This window comes from Streptomyces sp. NPDC056479, assembly GCF_042795335.1.
Taxonomy (GTDB): domain Bacteria; phylum Actinomycetota; class Actinomycetes; order Streptomycetales; family Streptomycetaceae; genus Streptomyces.
The window spans coordinates 492,758-508,871 of record NZ_JBHTRZ010000008.1 but is presented as its reverse complement, the minus strand read 5'-3'; the positions used below and the strand labels follow the sequence as shown (position 1 = coordinate 508,871).

At 70.6% G+C, this 16,114-nt stretch carries 14 protein-coding genes, 1 pseudogene and 1 riboswitch; of the genes and pseudogenes, 11 read left to right on the top strand and 4 right to left on the bottom strand.

Going from position 1 to position 16,114, the window contains the following annotated elements; all coding sequences use genetic code 11:
- Nucleotides 1–40 precede the first annotated feature (40 nt).
- The 5 genes from ACFQ6S_RS31340 to ACFQ6S_RS31320 all read left to right on the top strand — a co-directional run bounded on the left by ACFQ6S_RS31340 (nucleotide 41) and on the right by ACFQ6S_RS31320 (nucleotide 6,448).
- Nucleotides 41–853, top strand: a complete 813-nt coding sequence (locus ACFQ6S_RS31340; RefSeq protein WP_383417139.1) for a c-type cytochrome — start codon at nucleotides 41–43, stop codon at nucleotides 851–853.
- Nucleotides 850–1,899, top strand: a complete 1,050-nt coding sequence (locus ACFQ6S_RS31335; protein ID WP_383417136.1) for a Rieske 2Fe-2S domain-containing protein — start codon at nucleotides 850–852, stop codon at nucleotides 1,897–1,899. Before ACFQ6S_RS31340 ends, ACFQ6S_RS31335 begins: the two co-directional genes overlap by 4 nt.
- Complete coding sequence (locus tag ACFQ6S_RS31330; RefSeq protein ID WP_383417133.1) at nucleotides 1,896–3,533, top strand: cytochrome bc complex cytochrome b subunit; 1,638 nt, start codon at nucleotides 1,896–1,898, stop codon at nucleotides 3,531–3,533. Before ACFQ6S_RS31335 ends, ACFQ6S_RS31330 begins: the two co-directional genes overlap by 4 nt.
- Nucleotides 3,534–3,668: 135 nt before the next feature.
- The gene (trpD, locus tag ACFQ6S_RS31325) at nucleotides 3,669–4,733 is read left to right on the top strand and encodes an anthranilate phosphoribosyltransferase (protein WP_383417130.1); all 1,065 of its coding nucleotides are present in this window, start codon (nucleotides 3,669–3,671) and stop codon (nucleotides 4,731–4,733) included.
- Nucleotides 4,734–4,804: 71 nt separating this feature from the next.
- Nucleotides 4,805–4,921, top strand: a riboswitch (SAM riboswitch).
- Nucleotides 4,922–5,065: 144 nt separating this feature from the next.
- Nucleotides 5,066–6,448 (top strand): aminotransferase class V-fold PLP-dependent enzyme, encoded by a 1,383-nt coding sequence (locus ACFQ6S_RS31320; protein ID WP_383417127.1) that lies wholly within the window; start codon nucleotides 5,066–5,068, stop codon nucleotides 6,446–6,448.
- On the opposite strand, the pseudogene ACFQ6S_RS31315 reads toward ACFQ6S_RS31320, so the two are convergent.
- From ACFQ6S_RS31315 to ACFQ6S_RS31305, 3 genes and pseudogenes are all read right to left on the bottom strand, one after another.
- Nucleotides 6,403–6,942: pseudogene (locus ACFQ6S_RS31315) on the bottom strand (glycerate kinase); the annotation flags it as partial. The gene ACFQ6S_RS31320 and the pseudogene ACFQ6S_RS31315 overlap by 46 nt on opposite strands.
- 34 nt (nucleotides 6,943–6,976) lie before the next feature.
- Nucleotides 6,977–7,258, bottom strand: coding sequence for an Lrp/AsnC ligand binding domain-containing protein (locus ACFQ6S_RS31310; RefSeq protein WP_328428302.1), 282 nt, complete (start codon nucleotides 7,256–7,258; stop codon nucleotides 6,977–6,979).
- Nucleotides 7,255–8,022, bottom strand: coding sequence for a rhomboid family intramembrane serine protease (locus tag ACFQ6S_RS31305; protein ID WP_383417124.1), 768 nt, complete (start codon nucleotides 8,020–8,022; stop codon nucleotides 7,255–7,257). Before ACFQ6S_RS31305 ends, ACFQ6S_RS31310 begins: the two co-directional genes overlap by 4 nt.
- 163 nt (nucleotides 8,023–8,185) lie before the next feature.
- Here ACFQ6S_RS31305 and ACFQ6S_RS31300 point away from each other — a divergent pair, with 163 nt between their 5' ends.
- The 5 genes from ACFQ6S_RS31300 to ACFQ6S_RS31280 all read left to right on the top strand — a co-directional run bounded on the left by ACFQ6S_RS31300 (nucleotide 8,186) and on the right by ACFQ6S_RS31280 (nucleotide 13,536).
- Nucleotides 8,186–8,425 carry a hypothetical protein gene (locus ACFQ6S_RS31300; RefSeq protein ID WP_383417122.1) on the top strand — a complete coding sequence of 80 codons (240 nt, stop codon included), beginning with the start codon at nucleotides 8,186–8,188 and terminating at the stop codon, nucleotides 8,423–8,425.
- Nucleotides 8,426–8,471: 46 nt separating this feature from the next.
- Nucleotides 8,472–9,815 carry an NYN domain-containing protein gene (locus tag ACFQ6S_RS31295; protein ID WP_383417120.1) on the top strand — a complete coding sequence of 448 codons (1,344 nt, stop codon included), beginning with the start codon at nucleotides 8,472–8,474 and terminating at the stop codon, nucleotides 9,813–9,815.
- A 211-nt stretch (nucleotides 9,816–10,026) separates the two neighbouring features.
- A complete protein-coding gene (locus ACFQ6S_RS31290; protein ID WP_383417118.1) occupies nucleotides 10,027–11,058 on the top strand; it encodes an NlpC/P60 family protein in 1,032 nt (343 codons plus the stop codon).
- Nucleotides 11,059–11,287: 229 nt separating this feature from the next.
- A complete protein-coding gene (locus ACFQ6S_RS31285) occupies nucleotides 11,288–12,310 on the top strand; it encodes an NlpC/P60 family protein (protein ID WP_383417115.1) in 1,023 nt (340 codons plus the stop codon).
- Nucleotides 12,311–12,342: 32 nt separating this feature from the next.
- Nucleotides 12,343–13,536 (top strand): hypothetical protein, encoded by a 1,194-nt coding sequence (locus ACFQ6S_RS31280; RefSeq protein ID WP_383417113.1) that lies wholly within the window; start codon nucleotides 12,343–12,345, stop codon nucleotides 13,534–13,536.
- 41 nt (nucleotides 13,537–13,577) lie between these two features.
- On the opposite strand, the gene ACFQ6S_RS31275 is transcribed toward ACFQ6S_RS31280, so the two are convergent.
- Entirely contained in the window at nucleotides 13,578–14,813 is a 1,236-nt protein-coding gene (locus ACFQ6S_RS31275) for a glycosyltransferase 87 family protein (RefSeq protein WP_383417110.1), read from the bottom strand.
- A 120-nt stretch (nucleotides 14,814–14,933) separates the two neighbouring features.
- Here ACFQ6S_RS31275 and ACFQ6S_RS31270 point away from each other — a divergent pair, with 120 nt between their 5' ends.
- Nucleotides 14,934–16,076, top strand: coding sequence for a glycosyltransferase family 4 protein (locus ACFQ6S_RS31270; protein WP_383417107.1), 1,143 nt, complete (start codon nucleotides 14,934–14,936; stop codon nucleotides 16,074–16,076).
- Nucleotides 16,077–16,114: the final 38 nt, after the last annotated feature.

The window sequence follows — 16,114 nt, the reverse complement described above, 5'->3', positions numbered from 1 at the left end:
AGAAGCATCGACGCAGAAGATCCTGACACCGGGGTAATCCGTGAAAAAGCTCTCCGCACGACGACGCCATCCGCTGGCGGCGGTCGTCGTCCTACTCCTCGCGCTGGCGTGCACGGGGGGGCTGTACGCCGTGTTCGCTCCCGCGGACAAGGCGCAGGCCGAGGAATCCGCCCAGTCCCTCACCATCGAGGAGGGCAAGAAGCTCTACACCGTCGGCTGCGCCAGCTGCCACGGAACCGATGGTCAGGGCACCTCTGACGGTCCGAGCCTGGTAGGCGTCGGCGCCGCCGCCGTCGACTTCCAGGTCTCGACGGGCCGCATGCCTGCCGCCACCTCCCAGGGCGCCCAGGTCCCGGCGAAGAAGAACATCTACTCCCAGGCCGAGATCGACCAGCTCGCGGCGTACATCGCCTCGCTGGGCGCCGGCCCGACCGTCCCGACCGAGGAGCAGTACGGCCCCGAGGGAGCGGACATCGGTAAGGGCGGCGAGCTCTTCCGCAACAACTGCGCCCAGTGCCACAACTTCACCGGCAAGGGCGGCGCGCTGACGAAGGGCAAGTACGCACCGAGTCTCGAGGGTGTCGACCCCAAGCACATCTACGAGGCCATGCAGACCGGCCCGCAGAACATGCCGTCCTTCCCCGACACCACGCTGTCGGAGCAGAACAAGAAGGACATCATCGCGTACCTGCATGCGGTCAACAGTGACGAGACGGTCAACCCGGGTGGTCTGGAGCTGGGCGGCCTCGGGCCGGTCACTGAGGGCCTCTTCTCCTGGGTCTTCGGTCTCGGCGCCCTGATCGCGGTCGCCATCTGGGTCGCCGCTCGGACCGCAAAGGCCAAGAAGTCATGAGTAGCCAAGACATTCCAGAAGAGAACCTGCCCGCTGAGCAGGACGCCCGCGTAGCGGTCGCCGACGAGAAGCACCCCTTCGCGGACCCCGGCCTGCCGCCCCACGAGCACCGGGTCCAGGACATCGACGAGCGGGCCGCCCGGCGGTCCGAGCGCACGGTGGCCATGCTGTTCACCCTGTCGATGCTGGCCACCGTCGGCTTCATCGCCTCGTACGTCGCGATCCCGCACGACAAGTCGATCTTCGTCTTCCCGATCGGTCACCTCAACGCGCTGAACTTCGCGCTGGGTCTGACCCTCGGCGCGGCGCTGTTCTGCATCGGCGCGGGCGCGGTCCACTGGGCCCGCACCCTGATGTCCGACGCGGAGGTCGCGGACGACCGGCACGCGATCGCGGCGGAGCCCGAGGTCAAGGCCAAGGTCATGGCCGACTTCAAGCAGGGCGCCAAGGAGTCCGCGCTGGGTCGCCGCAAGCTGATCCGCAACACGATGTTCGGCGCGCTGGCCCTGTTCCCGCTCTCCGGCGTCGTCCTGCTGCGTGACCTCGGCCCGCTGCCCGGGACCAAGCTGCGCCACACGCTGTGGTCCAAGGGCAAGCTGCTCGTCAACATGAACACCAACGAGCCGCTGCGTCCCTCGGACGTCGCGGTCGGCTCCCTCACCTTCGCCAAGCCGGAGGGCCTCGAGGAGCACGACCACGACTTCCAGAACGAGATCGCCAAGGCCGCCCTGATGATCGTCCGGCTCCAGCCCGACGACATCAAGGACAAGCAAGAGCTCGACTGGTCCTACCAGGGCATCGTCGCGTACTCGAAGATCTGCACCCACGTCGGTTGCCCGATCTCCCTGTACGAGCAGCAGACGCACCACGTGCTCTGCCCCTGCCACCAGTCCACCTTCGACCTCGCCGACGGTGCCCGAGTGATCTTCGGCCCGGCCGGGCACGCCCTGCCGCAGCTGCGCATCGGCGTGAACGACGAGGGCTACCTCGAGGCGCTCGGCGACTTCGATGAGCCCGTCGGTCCTGCATTCTGGGAGCGCGGATGAGCACCACTGAGACCACCGAGTCCCGCTCGCGCGGGAAGGCACCGGCCGGCGAGCGCGTCGCCGACTGGGCGGACGGCCGGCTGGGGATCTACTCCCTGGCCAAGACCAACATGCGCAAGATCTTCCCCGACCACTGGTCGTTCATGTTGGGTGAGGTCTGCCTCTACAGCTTCATCATCATCATCCTCACGGGTGTGTATCTGACGCTGTTCTTCCACCCGTCGATGAACGAGGTGGAGTACCACGGCAGCTACGTCCCGCTGCAGGGACAGCTGATGTCGGAGGCGTTCAGCTCGACGCTGCACATCTCCTTCGACGTGCGCGGCGGTCTGCTCGTCCGGCAGATCCACCACTGGGCGGCGCTGATCTTCCTCGCCGGCATGTTCGTGCACATGATGCGTGTGTTCTTCACGGGCGCGTTCCGCAAGCCGCGTGAGATCAACTGGCTGTTCGGCTTCCTGCTGTTCGTCCTGGGCATGTTCACCGGGTTCACCGGCTACTCGCTCCCGGACGACCTGCTCTCCGGCACCGGTGTCCGCTTCACCGAGGGCGCGATCCTGTCCATGCCGATCGTCGGCACGTACATCTCGTTCTTCCTCTTCGGCGGCGAGTTCCCGGGCGTCGACTTCGTGGCCCGCTTCTACTCGATCCACATCCTGCTGCTGCCGGGCATCATGCTCGGCCTGGTGGTCGGCCACCTGATCCTGGTCTTCTACCACAAGCACACGCAGTTCGCGGGCCCCGGAAAGACCAACAAGAACGTCGTCGGCATGCCGCTGCTGCCGGTCTACATGGCCAAGGCCGGAGGCTTCTTCTTCCTGGTCTTCGGTGTCATCGCGGTGATCGCGGCGATCGCGCAGATCAACCCGATCTGGGCCATGGGCCCCTACCGGCCGGACCAGGTGTCCACGGGCGCCCAGCCCGACTGGTACATGGGCTTCGCCGAGGGTCTGGTCCGGTACATGCCGGGCTGGGAGGTCAACTTCTGGGGTCACACGCTCGTCCTGGGCGTGTTCATCCCGCTGGTGCTCTTCGGCCTGGTGCTGATGGCGATCGCGGTCTACCCGTTCATCGAGTCCTGGGTCACCGGCGACAAGCGCGAGCACCACATCCTGGACCGCCCGCGCAACGCCCCGACGCGTACCGCGTTCGGCGTCGCCTGGGTCACGGTGTACATGATCGGCCTGGTCGGCGGTGGCAACGACCTGTGGGCCACCCACTTCCACCTGTCGATCAACGCGGTCACCTGGTTCGTCCGGATCGGGTTCTTCGCCGGACCGGTCATCGCGTTCATCGTCACCAAGCGGATCTGCCTCGGCCTGCAGCGCCGGGACAAGGACAAGGTGCTGCACGGCCGTGAGTCCGGCATCATCAAGCGCCTGCCGCACGGTGAGTTCATCGAGGTCCACGAGCCGCTCAGCCAGGACGCGCTGTACACGCTCACCGCGCACGAGCAGTACCAGCCGGCCGAGATCGGCCCGACGGTCGACGAGAACGGCGTCGAGCGCAAGGTGAAGGGCTCCGAGAAGCTGCGCGCCAAGCTCAGCAAGTCGTACTTCAGCGAGGACGGCCAGATCCCCAAGCCGACCGTCGAGGAGTACAAGGAGATCACGAGCGGCCACGGCCACCACTGATCGCCTGCCACGCCACGGTTGAGGGCCCCGTCCGTTGTACGGACGGGGCCCTTCGCCGTGCCCCGCGGCTGGATAGGGTGGACCTCGTTGAGACTCATGTCCCGCAGTGCGGGACATCTGACCCTGGAGCGGCTTATGAGCGCTGTGACCCCCGCCGGAGGCGACACCGCGGCGGCCCGCTCCTGGCCCCTGCTGCTGAACGGTCTGCTGAACGGCTCCGACCTGGCCGCCGACGACACCGCGTGGGCGATGGACCTGATCATGCGCGGCGAGGCGACGGACGCGCAGATCGCCGGCTTCGTCGTGGCACTGCGCGCCAAGGGCGAGACGGTTCAGGAGATCACCGGGCTCGTCCGGACGATGTACGAGCACGCGAACGTGATCGAGGTGCCGGGGCGGACCGTCGACATCGTCGGCACCGGCGGCGACGGCGCGAAGACCGTCAACATCTCCACCATGTCGGCGATCGTCATCGCCGGCACGGGCGCGAAGGTCGTCAAGCACGGCAACCGGGCGGCCTCGTCGGCGTCGGGTGCCTCGGACGTGCTGGAGAAGCTCGGCGTCAATCTGGAACTGCCGGTCGGGCGGGTGGCCGAGGTCGCCGAGCAGGCCGGGATCACCTTCTGCTTCGCGGTGAAGTTCCATCCGTCGCTGCGGCATGTGGCCGCGGCCCGCGGCCAGTTGGGCATCCGGACGACCTTCAACGTGCTCGGTCCGCTGACCAACCCGGCGAAGGTGAAGGCGCAGGCGGTCGGCGTGGCGGACCCGCGCATGGCACCGATCGTCGCGGGCGTCTTCGCCGAGCGCGGCAACTCCTCGCTGGTGTTCCGCGGTGACGACGGCCTCGACGAGCTCACCACCACGGCCACCTCCCGGGTGTGGGTCGTACGCGACGGCAAGGTGACCGAGGAGACCTTCGACCCGCGCGACGTCGGCATCGAACTGGTGCCGGTGGAGGCGCTGCGCGGTGCCGACGCGTCCTACAACGCCGAGGTCGCCCGGCGCCTGCTGGATGGCGAGACGGGGCCGGTGCGGGACGCCGTACTGCTGAACGCGGCGGCGGCGCTGGTGGCGCTGGAGCCGGGCGACGGGCCGCTGACGGAACAGATCCGCGCCGGCATGGCGAAGGCGGCGGAGGCGATCGATTCGGGAGCGGCGAAGCGGACGCTCGACCGCTGGGTCGCCGCGAGCAACAGCTAGGCAGTGAGGTCGTCCCGCGATCCGGACACGGGTTGCGGGACGACGATCATTTCACGTACGTTCCTGTACCAGGTCATGAGTGACAGTCATGAGGCCCCGGCCGACTGTCCGGCAACCCTCCGTCCGTGGCGGGGTGCCCCGGGTGAAGACCAGGCCGTAGGCAGCGAGGTCTACGGCAAGCGCGGGCCCCTCTCGAAACCAGGGGTCCTGGTCGTTCGAGGGAGTCTTCCGTGAGCAAGCGAATGCGATAGGGCCGCTGAGCCCCGCCTCCGCACACCCTTTTTCTCTTCTCCGCATGCCCTCAACTCGCATGCCGCTCACGGGAGTTCGCCATGTCTGTCTCCACCGCTGCCACCGTTCAGTCCGTTTGTGCCCCGCTGCCCGTTCTGGGCCGTGATGTCACCGTCCCGCTCGTCACGGGCGGCGAGGTCAGCTATGCCGCGCTCGACTACGCCGCCAGCGCCCCCGCCCTCCAGCGCGTCTGGGACGACGTCGCCGCCTACGCGCCGTACTACGGCAGCGTCCACCGCGGTGCCGGGTACCTCTCGCAGCTCTCCACCGACCTGTTCGAGAACGCCCGCAGGACCGTCGTCGAGTTCCTGGACTGCCGAGCCGACGACCAGCTGGTCTTCACCCGGTCCACCACCGACTCGCTCAACCTCCTGGCCGCCGCCCTTCCCGCCGACTGCCAGGTCTTCGTCTTCGAGACCGAGCACCACGCCTCCCTGCTGCCCTGGCGGGACGCCCGTGTCACCTACCTCAACGCGCCCCGCACCCCCCGCCAGGCCGTCGAGACCCTGGAGCGCGCCCTCGCCGACCGTACTGTGTCGATTGAAGGGGGCCACGGCCCGGCCCTGGTCTGTGTCACCGGCGCCTCGAACGTCACCGGCGAGCTGTGGCCCGTGCGGGAGCTGGCGGCCGCCGCCCACGCCCACGGCGCCCGGATCGTGCTCGACGCCGCCCAGCTCGCCCCGCACCACCCGGTGAGCGTCCGTGATCTGGACGTCGACTGGATCGCCTTCTCCGGGCACAAGCTGTACGCCCCCTTCGGCTCCGGCGTCCTCGCCGGCCGCGCCGACTGGCTGCGCGAGGCCGAGCCGTACCTCGCGGGCGGCGGCGCCAGCCGCAAGGTCACCCGGCGTGCGGACGGGGGAGTGGACGTCGACTGGCACGAGAGCGCCGCCCGTCACGAGGCCGGCTCCCCGAACGTCATCGGCGCCTACTCCATCGCCTCCGCCTGCAAGGCCCTCACCGAGGCCGGCTTCGACACACTCGTCGCCCGTGAGCAGCACCTGATCGAGAAGGTGCGTGCGGGCCTCGCCGAGGTTCCCGAGGTCCGGGTCCTCTCGCTCTTCGGCGACGACGCCCCCCGCGTCGGCGTCATCTCCTTCGTCGTCGAGGGCTGGAACAGCTCCCACTTCGCCGCCGCCCTCTCCGCCGAGTACGGCATCGGGGTGCGGGACGGGCTGTTCTGCGCCCACCCGCTGGTGCGGACGCTGCTGGGCAGCGACCCGCAGGCCCAGGGCGAGTGCGGTGCGCCCGAGGCCGCTCCGGGCGAGAAGTCCCTCAACGCGATCCGGGTGAGCTTCGGGGCCGGTACGCCCGACGAGCACGTCGAGCGGTTCGTGAACGCCGTGAGGGAGCTCGTCACGGACGGCGCCCGCTGGAACTACCGCACCGAGGACGGCCGTTGCGTCCCGGACACCTCCGCGTGAGCCGGTAGCCGGGCGCCCAGCAGGATCATCCGCAGGGCGCGTTCGGTCGCGTCCGTGAGGAGTTCGGAGGCCCGCACCAGGGCCTCCGCCAGGGCCATCGGCGCCGGCAGGATGCCGCTGAACGCGTCGACCCCGGGCACCTCGTGCGCGCCCTCGCCCAGCGTGCCCGCCAGCACGAGCACCGGGCGGCCGTACAGCTTGGCCCGGCGGGCCACCTCGGCCGGGACCTTGCCCTTGGGCGTCTGGTGGTCCAGGGCGCCTTCGGCGGTGACGACCAGGTCGGCGCGGGCGAGGCGGGTGTCGAGGTCGAGGTGGTCCAGGAGGACGTCGAAGCGGGGGAGGAGGCGGGCGCCCAGGGCGGCGAGGCCCGCGCCCAGACCGCCGGAGGCTCCGGTGCCGGGGCCGAGGTGCAAGACGGTGCCCGCAGCGCCGAGGTCGCGGGTGAGGACGTCCGCCCAGTTCTCCAGGCCGGCCGACAGATGCTCGACCTGTGCGCTCTTCATCCGAGTGAGCGTGAGCGCGGGACCCTCAGCTGTCCAGGCCGATGGCGAAAGCGGCCTCGATGTCGTGCTGGGAGTACGTACGGAACGCCACGTGCGTGTCCGTCCCCTCGACGCCGGGGATCTTGCTGATCCGCCCGGGGATGACCTCGGCCAGGTCCTCGTGCTCCTTCACCCGCACCATCGCGATCAGGTCGTAGGTGCCGGTGACGGAGAAGACCTCGGTCACGCTCTCCAGCGAAGCGATCCGCTCCGCGATCTCGGGGATCCGGTCCACGCTGGTCTTGATCAGGACGATCGCGGTGATCACGGCTGGTTCTCTCCCTCGGGGGCCGGAGCTGGGGCGGCCTTCACTCTAGTCGGCCGCCCGAACCGGGCCCACGCGTAGCCGAAGCCCAGCCCGAAGCCCACCAGATGCGCCAGATACGCCACCCCCGGGCCCTGGGCCGCCCGACCCGCGGCCACCCACTGGAGGGCCACCCAGAAGGGCAGTACCACCCAGGCAGGGAAGCGCAGCGGCAGGAACAGCAGGAACGGCAGCAGGCTTGTCACCCGCGCTCCGGGGAAGAGGAACAGGAGAGCGCCGAGGACGGCCGAGATCGCGCCCGACGCGCCGACCAGGGACTGGGTGGAGTCGTCGTTGGCGGCGGCATAGCCCAGCAGGGCCAGATAGCCGCAGCCCAGGTAGAAGAGAGTGAACTGGATGCGGCCCATCCGTTCCTCGGTCATCACGCCGAACACAAAGAGGAAGAGCATGTTGCCGAGCAGGTGCACCCAGCTGCCGTGCACGAAGAGGGCCGTCGCGGGAGTGAGGGCGGCCCGGGGCGAGCCCTCGAACAGCTCCGCGGGCACCACGCCCCAGTGGTGGAAGTAGGCCCGCTGCGCCGTCAGCAGTCCCTCGCCCGAGCCGTACACCGGATTGAGCCCCGCCGCCGGTCCCACCAGGAACAACAGGCAGCACAGGGCGATCAGCCCGTAGGTCACCGGCGCGGAGGAGCCGAAGGCGGAACGGACCGATCGGCCCGCCCTGCCGAACCGAGCTCCGAAACGCGCCACGCTCCAGTTGCCGATCATGAATACAGAGCATGACGTAACGGGACGCAGCCGCACAGAGCGCCTCGCCGCCTGGTACGGACGGGCGACGAGTACCCGCCAGGCCGTAGGGTTACGAGCCACACGCACCGAGCACGACGCGTCACGGACAATAGAAGGCCTGGAAGAAAAGAGCGCAGTCACGATGACGGTTCCCCTGCCGACCGCCACGACGCGGTGGCGCTGCACCCTCTGCGGCAACCTCACGCGTTTCGACGTGACGCGCTCGTCCAAGGTCGTGGAGTACATGCACCTCGATCTGGCCGGTGAGCCGAAGGTCGAGGAGCGTGAGGTGCTCAGTGAGACGATCGAATCGGTGCGCTGCCGCTGGTGCAACGCGGTCGACAAGGTGGAACTCGTGGACAGGCCGGGCGCCGGCTCCTGACGACGGGGGTCCGGGAGGGCCCCGCACAGATAGTGGGGTGTGACGGATGGTGGAGACACAAGGCGGGGGGCCGGGCGACGGCGCCGCCGAGGTGCTCGACCGTCCGCTGCCCGACGGTGTGCGACGCAAGGTCGTACAGATCGTGTCCGACGGCTTCGGCGGGCTGACCGTCGGCGAACTGCCCGCGCAGCTTCGGCAGTACGCCAGATTCGCACCGAACCGGCGGGCCAAGTTCGCCGGCAACGCGATGGCCGCCGCGCTGGAGACCGATCCGCTGTTCCGCCAGCGCATCGGCGAGAAGCTCAGAGAGGCCCAGCCGGAGCTCACCGGCGCCCTCGACACAGGCTCGGCGCCCCCGGCCGCGGACCCGCTCGACGTGGCGGCCGCGGCCTATGTTCTGCGGCCCACCGGCTGGGTCAAGCTGGTCACCGCGGCCGGCGAGGAGGCCCAGCGCGCGGACGCCGAGCGCGCCGACGAGGAGACCCGGGCCGAGCTGGACCGGCTGCGCGAGGAGCTCGCCCAGGCCCGCGAGCACACCCGGCACGAGAACGAGCGGCTGCGCGCCGAGCTGGACGCGGCGAAGAAGGAAGCCGAATCGCTTCACCGCAAGCTGCGCTCCGCCCTCAGTGACGTCAAGCGCGGCGACGCCGCCCTGCGCAAGATCCAGGGCGAGATCGAGGCCGTGCGCGCCGAGGGGCACGCGCAGGTCTCCTCGGCCGAGAGTGAGACCCGTCGGCTCAAGGCGCGGCTCGGAGAGGCCGAGTCGGCCCTGGAGGCCACGCGCAGAGCGGCACGCGAGGGGCGCAGCGTCGAGGACATGCGCGTACGGCTGCTCCTCGACACCCTGCTGGACGCCGCTCAAGGGCTGCGCCGGGAACTGGCGTTGCCGCCGGTCTCCGTACGGCCCGCCGAGACCGTGGACGCGGTCGAACCGGGACGAATGACCCCGAAGGACATCGCCGCCCGGGCCCTGTCCGAGAACGACCCCGCGATCCTCGACCAGCTCCTCGCCCTGCCGCAGGCGCACTTGGTGGTCGACGGCTACAACGTCACCAAGACCGGCTATCCCCAGATGCCGCTGGAGAAGCAGCGCCTCCGGCTCCTCGGTCAGCTCTCCCAGCTCGCCGCGCAGACCGGCGCCGAGGTGACCTGTGTCTTCGACGGGGCCGAGCTGGCCGCGCCGGTGCTGCTGGCTCCGCCGCGCGGGGTGCGGGTGCTGTTCTCCAAGCCCGGCGTGACCGCGGACGAGTTGATCCGCCAGCTGGTGCGCGCCGAGCCGCCGGGCCGTCCGGTCATCGTCGCCTCCACCGACCGCGAGGTCGCCGACGGGGTGGCACGCGCCGGCGCGCGACCGGTGGCTTCTGCGGTGCTTCTGAAGCGACTGTCCTGAATCGGCCAACGTACGGACGCAATGCCCGAATTGGTGGGACCGTCACGCAACGTAGCGTCAACCGCGCATCACACCATGTGAGTTGTGTGTAAAGAATGATGTGTGTGACGAGATTTTTCCTGTGAGGATTTGATCTGATCACAAGAGGGTCACTAGGGTCTGGCGTCGAACCTCCGAGCGGGTGATCACTCACAAGAAGGGTTTCACCTCAGTGGCTTCCCACCGTCGACCCAAGCAGCCGAGCCGAGCACGCGTGACCGTGCTCACCACCGCGGCGGCTGCTGCCGTGGCCATCAGTTCGCAGGCGGCCAACGCGGCCCCCAGCGAGAAGCCGAGCAAGGACGAGGTCAAGGCCAAGGTCGACAAGCTCTACGAGCAGGCCGAGCAGGCCACCGAGAAGTACAACGGGGCCAAGGAGAAGCAGGAGAAGCTCCAGAAGGAGATCTCCACCATCCAGGACAACGTGGCCCGCGGTCAGGAAGACCTGAACGAGCTGCGTGACTCGATGGGCCTCGCGGCCGCCTCCCAGTACCGCACGGGCAGCATCGACTCCTCGATCCAGCTGTTCCTGTCGTCCGACCCGGACGACTACCTGGACAAGGCGTCCACGATGGACCAGCTGAGCGCTCAGCAGGTCGAGTCGCTGAAGAAGGTCCAGGAGAAGCAGCGCGAGCTCGCCCAGCAGCGCGCCGAGGCCGCCGAGAAGCTCAAGGACCTCTCCTCCACCCGCACCGAACTGGGCAAGAAGAAGAAGGAAGTCCAGGGCAAGCTCGCCGAGGCGCAGAAGCTCCTCAACAGCCTGACGGCCGCCGAGAAGGCCGCCCTCGCCGCCCAGGAGGACCGCGCCAGCCGCTCCGCCGCCGACCGCGTCGACCTCGGGAACACCGGGTCCGCCTCCGGCCGTGCCATGGCCGCCTTCCAGGCCGCCCAGAGCCAGCTCGGCAAGCCGTACGTCTACGGCGCCACCGGCACCGCCTCCTACGACTGCTCGGGCCTGACCTCCTGGGCCTACGCCCAGGCCGGCGTCGGCATCCCCCGCACCTCGCAGGCCCAGGCCGGGGCCGGGACGCACCTCTCGATGAGCGAACTCAAGGTCGGCGACCTGGTCATCTTCTACGGCGACCTGCACCACGTCGGCCTCTATGCCGGCAACGGCCAGGTCATCCACGCCCCGCGCAGCGGCACGGTCGTCCGCTACGAGTCGATCAACAACATGCCGTTCCAGTTCGGCGTCCGCATCTGATCCCGGCCCAGCGCCTGCAAGATCAACACAGAGTGCCGCCCGAACGAGCGAATTCCGGCATCGCCGACTGACCCCACGCCCCGCCGATGACCTGCGTCAGAGGCGGGGCGTCACTTTGCGTGTCCGGCGCGGTCGTTGGTCGCCGCCCCCGCACGGAGCTACTGTCTGCCGCGTTTCCCCGACGCCGGGGAAATGGTCCTGTCCGCCAGCGGAAGGAGAGCGGCTTCCCGTGGGGTCCCATCGTCGCCTTGCATCGCCCGGGTTCGACCGGGGCGCCAACGCAGCGCTCTGCGTCATGTCGGCCGCCGCCGCGGCCCTCGGGGTCACTCCGGCCACGGCCGCGCCACAGGACGACACCCGCGCCAAGGTGGACCGCCTCTACGAGGAGGCCGAGAAGGCCACCGAGGCCTACAACCAGGCGGACGAGCGCGCCGAGAAGCTCCATGAGCAGGTGGGCCGGGCGCAGGACCGGATCGCCCGCCAGCAGGAGCACATCAACTCCATGCGGGACGTGCTCGGTTCGCTGGCCGGCGCCCAGTACCGTTCCGGCGGCCTCGACCCCTCCCTCGCGCTGCTGCTCTCCGACGACCCCGAGGACTACCTCGACAGGGCCGCCGCGCTCGCCCGGATCAGCGCGCACCAGGCTGGCCAGCTCAGAAAGCTCCAGGGCGCCATGCGCGAACTCGCCCAGGAGCGCAGCGAGGCGACCGGCAAACTCCTCGAGCTGGAGAAGAGCCGCAAGGCCGTCGCCGCCCACAAGCGGACCGTCGAACGCAAGCTCGCCGAGGCCCGCAGACTCCTCAACTCCCTCACCGCCGGCGACCGCGCGGCCTACGAACGCGCCTCCCGCTCCGGTCGCGCCGGCATGCCGGGCTTCGACGGCTTCGGGGGAGCCCTGCCGGCCTCGGGCCGCGCGGCGGCCGCCGTCGCCGCCGCCCAGTCCGCGCTGGGCCGGCCGTACATCTGGGGTGCCAACGGGCCCTCCGGCTTCGACTGTTCGGGCCTGATCCAGTGGTCGTACGCCCAGGCCGGCGTCTCCCTGCCGCGCACCTCGCAGGGCCAGCGGTACGCCGGGCGGCAGGTCCCGCTCTCCGAGGCCCAGCCCGGCGACGTCGTCACCTACCGTTCCGACGCCAGCCATGTCGGGATGTACATGGGCAACGGCCAGGTGATCCACGCGCCCTACCCCGGCGCACCCGTGCGCTACGACCCGGTGGGCATGATCCCCGGGGCGACGGTCACCAGGGTCTGACCTTCGCGCCCCCGCCGCCGTACGATCGGGAAGTGGCTGGTCGAAGGCGGGCGTCGGGAACGCGAGTCGTCGTGGCGCTCTGTCTGCTTCTCATCCCTCTGGTGGGCTGCGGCGGGCGGACCACGACCGACAGCGCCAAGGCCGATGTGCAGAGCCTGCTCGACCGGCGGGCCGGCGCGATTCTCGACCACGACGAGACGGCGTACCTGCGCACGGGCGCGCGGGACCGGTTCGACAATCTGCGCGCGGTACCCCTGGCCGACTGGTCGTACCGGCTGACCGGCCTGCGCCGCACCGGCGACACCGCCGTCGCCGGCGCCGAGCTCCGCTATCGCGTCCAGGGCTACGACCGGGCCCCCGTCCGGGCCGGCCGCACCCTGAGCCTGGGGCTGGACGCGGCCGGCCGCTGGTACGTCGAGTCGGAGCGGCCCGCGAAGGGCTCCGCCGAGCAGCTGTGGGACCAGGGCGAGGTGAACGTCCTGCGCGGCGACGCCAGCCTCGTCCTGGGCGTCGGGCAGACCACCGCCCGGCTGCGGTCGTTCGCGGAGCTGGCCGACCACGCGGTGCCGGCCGTGGCCCAGGCCTGGGGCCCGAACTGGGCCCGGCATGTCGTCGTCCTCGTACCGAGGTCGCTGACCGCCATGGCGGCGCTGCTCGGCGCGCCCGCGTCCTCCTACCGCGGGATCGCCGCGGTCACCACCGGCGAGACCGGCGCCTCCGCGGGCGCCCCGGCGGACCGGATCATCCTCAACCCCGACGCGTACGGCGTCCTCGGCGCCACCGGCAAGCAGGTCGTCCTCACCCACGAGACCACCCACGTCGCCACCCGCGCCCACACCACCCCCGCCACCCCGCTGTGGCTCTCCGAGGGCTACGCCGACTGGATCGGCTACCTCGGCAGCGGCCGCTCGCCCTCCGAGGCGGCCCCCGAACTGCGCCGCGCGGTGGCGGAAGGCCGCACACCCGAGAGCCTCCCGACCGACCCGGACTTCGGCTTCGGGGGCGACGCGACCAGGCTGGCCCAGGCCTACGAGGGCGGCTGGATGGCCTGCCGCATGATCGCGAACCGCTGGGGCGAGGTCAGACTCGCCGAGTTCTACCGCGCCGTGGGTGCCCATGACCGCCGGGCGGGCGCGGTCGAGGCCGCGCTGAAGGACGTACTGGGGACTTCGCTGGAGGAGTTCACGCGGGAGTGGCGGGAGTATCTGCCGGCGCAGCTCGGCTGATCCGGCCGTGCCGCGGTGCGGCGCTCACGCCGGGCCGGTCGTCAGGAGGGCAGGGACGTTTCCTTGGCGCGGGTGGTCTGAGCCGGTACGGCGGCGGGGGTCGCCCGGATCGCCGTCGCGTGCCAGAGTTCGCGGGCCGCGAGGAGGGTGGCGACGACCAGCAGGCCGTTGCGGAGGAACAGCAGGGTGATGCCGAGCGAGTCGCTGGCGACGACGTGGGCGAACCAGACGGGGAACTCCAGGACCGTCACCAGCGAGGCCGCGAGCACCAGGGCGACCGGGCGCCGCATTTGGCTCTCCCGGAAGCACAGGCACACGGCCGCGAGGCCGACCAGCCACACCATGTACTGGGGGCTGATCACCCGGCTGGTCGTCGTGAACATCAGCACCGCCACGAAGGCCGCGTCCGCGAGCGTGTGCGCCTCGAACCGCCGGGCCCGCAGCCGCCACAGCAGCAGCCAGCCGAAGGCGAGCCCGCTCAGGGCCAGGGCGGCCGTACTGACGACGTCGACGTACGGGCCGAGGAACTCCACCGAGCCGTAGTTCAGCAGCACCTGGCCGTCCCAGCCGTGCTGCCGGGCCACATGGAAGACCAGCGCGCCCAGCGACTCCACCTCGGTGCCCCGGTCCCGCTGGAAGGTCAGGAAGGCGAAGGCGCCGGGCATGGCGAGGGCGAACACCGCGGACAGGACGCCGATGGTCAGCGCTGCCCAGCCCCAGGCGGCGCGTCCACGGGCCGCGAGCAGCAGCAGGACCGGCCACACCTTGACCATCGCGCCGAAGGCCGCCAGCGCGCCCATCAGCCGGGGACGCCGGGTGCCCGCGAGCAGCGCGGCCACGGCGACGGCGGTCACCATCACGTCGTAGCGCGCGTACACGGTGGGTCCGAGCAGCGGTACGCCCGCCACCCACACCCAGGTCCCGCGCAGGGTGCGGCCGGGGCGCAGGCCGGCGTACAGCAGGAGGAGCAGGACCACCAGGTCGGCGGTGAAGGCCAGGACGAAGAAGGCGGACGGGTAGTCCAGCCAGAACACCAGCGCGGGGGAGAGTATCGGCAGCGCCGCGGCGGGCGGGTACTGCCAGGTGACGTCGCCCAGGGGGAACGTTCCGGTGCGCAGCACGTCGTACCAGCCCTGGTAGATCACCGACACGTCGCTGGTGACGTCCGGCCCGGGGAAGACGTACACCTTGAACACGAACAGCAGCAGGACCACCCTGGTCAGACCCCAGACGCCCAGAAGCCACGCCATGGACCGCCGCGTGCCCGTCGTCTCCACCGGATCCCCTGCCGTTCGCTTCCGCCTTGAATGGAACATGATGTCGTGTCCGGCTGTGTGCGGGCCACAGGCGTGGCCGGGCCCCGGCTGTGAACAGCGGCTTCGGTAAGGTCGGCGGCGATGGACAAGACCCTGATCGTGACCAACGACTTCCCGCCCCGTCCCGGCGGTATCCAGGCGTTCCTGCACAACATGGCGCTGCGGCTGGACCCGGAGCGGCTGGTCGTCTACGCCTCCACCTGGAAGCGCGGCCGCGAGGGTGCCGAGGCCACGGCCGCCTTCGACGCCGAGCAGCCCTTCACGGTCGTACGGGACCGTACGACGATGCTGCTGCCGACGCCCGGGGCGACCCGGCGGGCGGTCGGGCTGCTGCGCGAGCACGGCTGTACGTCGGTGTGGTTCGGGGCGGCGGCCCCGCTCGGTCTGATGGCCCCCGCACTGCGCAAGGCGGGCGCCGAGCGCCTCGTGGCCACGACCCACGGTCATGAGGCGGGGTGGGCCCAGCTGCCCGCGGCCCGGCAGCTGCTGCGCCGGATCGGGGAGTCGACGGACACGATCACCTACCTCGGCGAGTACACGCGCTCGCGGATCGCGACCGCGCTGACGCCGGACGCGGCCTCGCGGATGGCGCAACTGCCGCCGGGGGTCGACGAGAAGACCTTCCATCCGGGGTCGGGCGGCGACGAGGTGCGGGCGCGGCTCGGGCTGACCGACCGGCCGGTGATCGTGTGTGTGTCCCGGCTGGTGCCGCGCAAGGGACAGGACACGCTGATCCTGGCCATGCCCCGCATTCTGGCCGCCGAGCCGGAGGCCGTGCTGCTGATCGTCGGCGGCGGGCCGTACGAGAACGACCTGCGCAAGCTGGCCGCCGAGACCCGGGTGACCGACTCGGTCCGCTTCACCGGCGCCGTGCCCTGGTCCGAGCTGCCCGCGCACTTCGGTGCCGGCGACGTCTTCGCGATGCCGTGCCGGACCCGCCGGGGCGGCCTCGACGTCGAGGGTCTCGGCATCGTCTACCTGGAGGCCTCGGCGACGGGACTGCCGGTCGTCGCCGGCGACTCGGGCGGGGCGCCGGACGCGGTGCTCGACGGGGAGACCGGCTGGGTGGTGCGGGGCGGCTCCGCCGAGGACACCGCCGAGCGCGTCGTCGCCCTCCTCGGCGACGCCGAGCTGCGCCGCAGGATGGGGGAGCGGGGCCGGGAGTGGGTCGAGGAGAAGTGGCGCTGGGACCTGCTGGCGGAGAAGCTCAAAGCCTTGCTGTGAGCGGGGCCGGCTCGCTCGCCGAACGCATCATGGCGCGG